Annotated in this window: 1 protein-coding gene; it reads left to right on the top strand. The window is 64.9% G+C overall.

The features are described from left to right. Positions 1-45 precede the first annotated feature (45 nt). The coding region (locus AC1D01_RS14025) for a calcium-binding protein (RefSeq protein ID WP_477867162.1) at positions 46-7,592 on the top strand (7,547 nt) is incomplete at its 3' end.

Below are 7,592 nucleotides of genomic sequence, written 5' to 3'. Positions count from 1 at the left end.
TCGGGAGCCTCTGCTGTTCTCAAACAGACCGGCGCGGTGCTGGGGATGTTTCAGATCGGCAAGGAGTTCTACGACAACGGGTTCACCGACGTGGGCATTGACAAGGCCGGCGAGAAATCCTTGGGGGTGCTATCTGGTTTTGCAGGTGGGGAGATTGCGGCGGCTCTTGCTGGTGGAGTGGCGGTAGGACTGGGGGCGCCGGTGATTCTTACTGCGGCCGTAGTCATAGGTTTTGCCGTAGTAGGCGGCTACGTCGCCGGCAAAGCCGGCGAAGCCGCCTGGGAGCCCGTACGCGATTGGAGCAAAGACTTTTTCACCCAGGTCTTTGACACCGGCTCCACCGCATGGACCACGCTCAACACAAGTTTGGACGATCTTTCCGTGAAGCTGGGCAAATTCGACGGTACTTGGCTGGAAGGCCTGGATGYAACCGACGAGCAAAAGGCGGCGTTCACCACCCTGCTGGCCGGCGTGTCGCAGCTCCCTGCCAGCGCGCAGATGAACGCCGACATCAAGCGCCTGCTCGAAGCGCCGTTCGATGCCGGCACGCTCGTGTCGCGCGACACGCTGATTCGGACTGTCTTGCTCATCTCGCAAGAGCAGCATGCCTACGTCAGCGAACGAGTCAGCGTCTCTACGGGTTTCGTTGCCATGAATCTCCCGTTGGGCAGCACACAGGCGACCGTGGCTGTGCGAGACATGGCGACGAAGCTACTCGACGAGTTTGATCGGGCAGGCTTTGCGCTGACAGGCTCTGGTCGAGTTCTGGTGGCGACAACGGCCGGGACGACAGCGGGTGGAGAAACTGATGACCTCGTCTTCGGGGCAAGCGGCAGCGACGGTTTGATCGGCAACGGCGGCAACGACGAACTCCTCGCAGGCGCGGGAGACGATGTTCTTCTAGGCGGCGCAGGCATCGATGTCCTGTTCGGCGGCATCGGTAGCGACTACCTCAGTGGCGGCACTGGCACCGACTACTTGTACGGCGGAGAAGGGCTGGACACCTACAAGTTCTTCGCTGGCGAGTCCGGCAGCGATTGGATTGTCGACAGCGATGGCAAAGGCGTGATCGACGTGGAAGGTATTGGTGCGATCACAGGCGCCGGTGCCAAGAAAGTCGGCGACCGCATCTGGCAGACAGACGACCAGAAAGTCACCTACACGTTGGGCACGATCGACGGCACGCAAGACAACTTGTACATCAGTTTCCGAGATCGCTCGGGAGTCGTCACCGTGCGGAACTGGACCCGCGACAAGAATGTTGGCGTCACTCTGTCCGATGCACTGGCCTCGCCAGCGTCCGCGCCGGCACCGGCGACATTCGTTGATCTGGCCAGCAGTTCCGGCCAGCAGCACTACGGTTACGACCCGTTGGAGGTTCGCCCGCAACTGCAAGGCCCGGTGACGATCTTGAACGCCATCGACGCGAGCATCGCCGTCGTCGAGGGCGGGCGCGGTGGTGACCTGATCGAAGGTGGTGCTGGCGCGTTGAACTCCCTGGGCAACATCTTGAGGATTCGAGGGCGCGACGGCGACGATCAAATCTATGCGGTGGTACAGCAGACTTTGTCCGCCGCAATCATCAGTACGCCGGTTTCTCTGGCAACGGAGCCTGAGCCGTACGTGCTTGATGGCGGTCGAGGCAACGACACCGTCGTCGGCAGTAGTCTGAATGACATGCTGTTCGGTGGCGACGGCAACGACATGCTGGTGGGTGGAGCCGGCGCCGACATCATCCTGAGCGACGGAGACATGGGTGCTCCTGCGCTCAGCGTTTTGCCATACGGCCAAGGCAGCAACAGCAGCGACTGGTCGAGCAGCTACTACCGCACGCTGAGCGCCAGCATGGCGTATCTCTACACCTTCAGGCTGTCGGATCCCAATGTGCTCAGTGGCCAGTTGTTCACCGGCGGCGAATTCCTGAATGGCGTGGACCCGTTGGGCGGCATCGATCTCACCGGCTTCTCGTTGACGGACCTGATGAACTACGCTGTCCCGGCGGATCGCTGGACAGTCATAGACGGGCCAGACGGCAACGTCTTCAACAGTGCTACAGCGACACTTACGCTCACTGGCCGCAGCTTGACTGGTGACAAGGGCTACGACCCGAACGCGCCCACCTATCTGGACGCTTTCAATACGGCGCGCCACAACGGGCGCGACACGGTGTATTCCGGCGCCGGGGACGATGTCGTCAACGCGGGAGGCGACGACGATCTGGTCTTCGGGCAAGACGGCAACGACGCTTTGGCGGGGTACAGCGGGGACGACGTTGTTTCTGGCGGCGACGGCAACGACCTCCTGCTTGGCGACGGACTCAAGTCCCCTGGCCAGCCGGAGATGGACAGCTTGACCGGCAAGACCTACGGCACGCTTGGATTGGATCCCTCGCAGCACGGCAATGACATGCTATTCGGCGGCAAGGGTGATGACCGTGAGGTGGGCGGAGGTGGTGCGGACCAGCTCTTTGGCGAAGAAGGGGCCGATGTTCTGCTTGGCGACGACGACGGTATGGATGCCGCCTATTGCGGCGACGACCTGCTGAGCGGCGGTAGCGGGGCGGATCAACTCATCGGAGGTGGTGGAAACGATGAGGCACACGGCGGCAGCGAAGATGATGTTCTGTGGGGTGACGGCGAACTGACAAATGCCGTCGCAGCATCCCATGGCAATGACACGCTGTTTGGTGATGAGGGCAATGACCGCCTGTATGGCGGAGGGCAAGATGACTCCCTGGTGGGTGGAATCGGCAACGACCAGTTGCTGGGAGATGCCTCCATCGCTCTGCTGCCGGCCGAGTTGCATGGTGCCGATGTCCTCGATGGCGGTGCCGGCGACGACACGCTGGCGGGCGGCGGCGGCAACGACGTGCTCAGCGGCGGCGACGGCAATGACTGGTTGTCCGGCGAAGACGAGGAGGCCACCAACGCGGTCTCCACGCTGACGGGCAACGACATCCTGGACGGCGGGGCCGGCGCCGACACGCTGGTCGGCGGCAACGGCGACGACCAGCTGCTTGGCGGCGACGGCGACGACCTGCTGTTCGGCGGCGCCGGCAACGACACGCTGAACGGCGGCGCGGGCATCGACGGCCTGTCCGGCGGCGCAGGCGACGACACCTACATCGTGCGGGGGGCCGATCTGAGCAGCGGCGTCATCGTCGACAACATCATCGACAACGAGGGCCGCAACAAGATCGTCATCGATGGCGGAGAGGTCGTCGCGCAGGCTGCGCAAAACGGAATTGACCTGGTGCTGAGGATCGGCACGGGCAGCCTCGTGATCACGAATGGGATGAAGGGTGCGATACAGACCTTCCAGGCCTCGAACGGGCAGGAGATGGCTCTTGCCCGTGCGCTGGGCCAATGGCTGCGCGGGCAGCAAGACCTCACCGCCTCGGAGCCTGGCCAGCACCTGATCGGTGGGGCCGACAACGATGTCCTGCGGGTCGATGCGAACTCTCAAGGCGCCGTGCTGTCCGGCGGGTGGGGCAACGACACCGTCGAGATCTCGAGCACGCAAGGCACGACCTTGCAGTTCTCGCAAGGGGATGGCCGCGACACCGTATCGGTGGTCGCGGAAGCGCGCAGTGCGGACAACGTCCTGCAACTGAGTGGAGATTTCATTCCGGAAGACCTGCGCCTGCGTCGCGAGGCGAACACCGGCGCCGTGGTGCTCGACATGGCCTCGGCAGGCGACGCCCTGGTGCTCGGCCAGAAGGGCGTGTCGCAGCTGGCCACAGTCGGCCGCAGCTTCGATCGCATCGAGTTCGAAGACGGCAGCGTCCTGACCTGGGACGAGCTGCTGGCGCGCGGCGTGCTGGTCGAGAGCACCGGAAGTGGGTCATCCCTGCTCGGCAGCAACGTGTACGACGTGATCGTCGGCAACGAGGGCTCCCGGCGGATCGATGCCGGCGCAGGCGACGACAAGCTGCTGGCCGGCAGCGGCAACGAAACGCTGGTGGGCGGCAGTGGCAACGACACCTACTACTTCAGCGCGGGCTTCGGCACCGACACCGTGGACGACACGGCCGGCACAGGCGAAGAGACCGACCGCATCGAGTTCGACGAAACCCTGCCCGTGGGGGCTGCGCGCTTCATTCGCAACGGTGCCGACCTTTTCGTGATGTTCCAGGGCAGCGGCGACCAGTTGACGGTGAAGCAGTTCTTCACCAACGCGAGCCGCCAGCAGATCGTCTTCGCCGATGGCACGTCGTACGAGCGCGGCACCGTTCCGGCCATCGGCCTGCAAGACCTGATGACCCAGGGCGACGACACGTTCCAGGTTCCTGGCGACGGCAACGTCACCCTCGATGCCCTGGGCGGCAACGATGCGATCCGCGGCGGGGCTGGCAACGACACGCTGGCAGGTGGCAGCGGTGACGACACGCTCGCGGGCGGCAATGGTGACGACGTGCTGGAAGGCGGCACCGGATCCGACCAGCTCGTCGGCGGCATCGGCAGTGACACCTATGTCTTCCACAAGGGCGATGGCGTCGACACGCTGGAGGACACCTCCACGACCGGCACCAACCGCATCGTGCTGGCCGATGTGCAGGAAAGCGAGTTGACGCTGGTCAACGATGCCGGTGGCCTGGTGCTGCGCTATGGCTCGGGAGACCAGATCACACTGACTCCGCAAAGCCGCCTCGGCGCCATCCAGTTCGCCGACGGCACGGTGTGGAGCGACGGCGAGATCGCCGCGCATCTGCCGTTCACGGAGATCGGAACCGGCGGCAATGACCAGATCGGCGAAAACGGCAACAGCACGCGCCCTCAGGACCTCCACGGCCTGGGTGGTAACGACACACTGGTCAGCGGGTACGGGAACGACAGCCTGTATGGCGACGAAGGAAGGGATTGGCTGTACGGCGGCGGAGGCAACGACCTGCTCGCCGGTGGTGACGATGCCGACATGCTCCTGGGACAAGGCGGCAACGACGTCCTGGACGGTGGCCGCGGAGATGACGAGCTTTCCGGTGGCGATGGCGACGACACCTTGTACGGTGGAGTTGGCGACGACCAGCTGTCTGGCGATGGCGGCGCCGACGTGCTGCACGGTGGTGATGGCAACGACCGCCTGAATGCAACGGCCAACGACGATGGCCGCTCGTCGTCCCTCTACGGCGACACGGGCGACGACCGCTTGTTTGGCAGCAACGGCAACGAGCTGTTGAACGGTGGCGATGGGAAGGACACCTTCAGCAATGTGGGGCGGGGAGACGCTGTCGACACCATCGTCGGCGGCCAGGGTGACGACACTTTCTCGCTGGATTCCAGCCGTTCTGCCGACTTCGTGTTCGCGCAGGGCGATGGGCACGACACATTCCGTCAAACGCAGTACCTGGTCGATGGCGCAGCCGCCGGCGGAAGCTTGCGTGTCACGTTCGCGGCCGGCGTGGCCGTATCGTCCCTGAAGGTCGTGGGACTGACCGCCTTGCCCGCGGACGACGTCCATGCAGCCAACATGGCGCTCACGTTCGCCTACGGCACGCAGGGCGACACGGTGTCGTTCGAACTCGACGGCCGGGCGATCCGGCCGAACATGCTCAACAACCTGCCGAACTTCGTGTTCGCCGACGGAACGGTGCGCAGTGCGTCCTCCTTGATGCCTGCCAGCATGGCCGACCTGCCCGTCATTGGCTCGGCCGCCAGCGAGGTGTTGTTCAGCACCGGCACCTGGACGGCCACCGATGGGGGCACGGTGTTGGGCATCTCCAACCGCCTCACGGGCGGCGCAGGTGATGACACGCTGGTCGGCTTGGAAGGCAACAACACCTTCCACTTCGACCGGGGTGACGGCAAGGACCTGATCTACGACTACGGCGGCACCGACGCGATCGAGTTCGGCGCCGGCATCACGCCGGAGAACCTGAAGCTGAGCGCCGTCACGTCCTACAACCTCAACGACTATGCCTCGGACCGCATCCTGGAAGTGGACCAGGGCGGCGGCCAGATCCGCATCAGCAGCTCGATCGACAACCAGGACTACCGACCGCGCAGCGGGTATGCAGACGTGGGCAAGTTCGAGTCGTTCCGGTTCGCTGACGGCACCGTGCTGGACTGGACGCAACTCGTGGCCCGGGCCGGCAGCTTCACGGTCGTGCCCGACGTGAATGGCCGGGTCCTGGTCGGCACCGAATTCAATGACCGGCTGGAAGGCGGTGTCGGCGAGCAAACCCTGCGGGGCGGTGCCGGGGTCGACACCTACGTGTTCAAGCGCGGCGATGCGGTGGTGGCCGAGGCCGGTGACATCTCGGGTGCCGACCTGATCCTCGACACCTCGATCGGCAACCTCATCGAGTTCGGCCCCGGCATCGCGGCCGGCGACCTGCGCTTCCGCCGCTTCGGGCCCAAGCTGCTGATCGACGTGCTCGGCGGCACCGCGCCGGAGACCATCGGCGTCGACTACTTCGACGACCCGCGTCGCCTGTCGACCTTCCGCTTTGCGGATGGCAGCACGCTGGATGTGTCGCAGGGCATCCGCATCGCCGTGCCTGGCACCGAAGGCGACGACGTGATGAACGGCACGGCCAACAGCGACTACTTCGACGGCGGGGCGGGCAACGACCAGCTCAACGGCAAGGCCGGCAACGATTGGCTGCTGGGCGGTGTCGGCAACGACAAGCTGGATGGCGGCACCGGTGTCGACGACATGGCCGGCGGGACGGGCGACGACACCTACGTCGTCGACGACAGCGGCGACACGATCGCCGAGAACGCTGGCGAGGGGCTCGACGCGGTGCAATCGACCGCGAGCTACATCCTGTCGGCCAACGTCGAGAACCTGACGTTGACCGGCAGCAGCGGCCTGTCGGGCACCGGCAACGCGGTATCCAACAAGATCACCGGCAACAGCGGCGCGAACCGCCTGGATGGCAAGGAGGGCGTCGACACGCTGATCGGCGGCGCGGGCAACGACACCTACGTGGTCGACGACACACTCGACCTCGTCACCGAGGCCTCGGGCGGAGGCACCGATACCGTCGAGGCGAGCGTCAACTACACGCTGCTGGACAACATCGAGGCACTGACGCTCACCGGCACCGGCAACATCACGGCCACGGGCAACGGTGCTGCCAACACGCTGACCGGCAACGCCGGCAACAACGTGCTCGACGGCAAAGGCGGGCTCGACAACATGACTGGCGGGCTGGGCGACGATACCTACGCCGTCGACACGGCCAACGAGGTCACCCAGGAACTCGATGGCCAGGGCACCGACACGGTGAACAGCACCATCACCTGGACGCTGGGCAACTTCGTCGAGAACCTGAACCTGATCAACAGCAGCGCGATCAACGGCACCGGCAACGGGCTGGACAACCTGCTGTTCGGCAATGCCGGCGTCAACACCTTGAAGGGCGAGGGCGGCAACGACACCTACAGCAGCGGCGCCGGCAACGACACAATGAACGACACGTCTGCCACCTCGAACGACGTCTACCGCTGGGGCCGGGGCGACGGGCAGGACACGATCACCGACGTGGGTGGGAGCGCCGACCGCATCGAGATCGCCACCGGCATCAGCGCGGCGCAGCTGACGCAGACGCGCAGCGGCAACAACCTGGTGCTGGGCATCAGCGGCGTGAC

The sequence above is a fragment of the Rhizobacter sp. P3_B12 genome (assembly GCF_056402895.1).
Note: the sequence above shows the minus strand (reverse complement) of the source record. Positions and strands in the feature narration are given on the sequence as shown.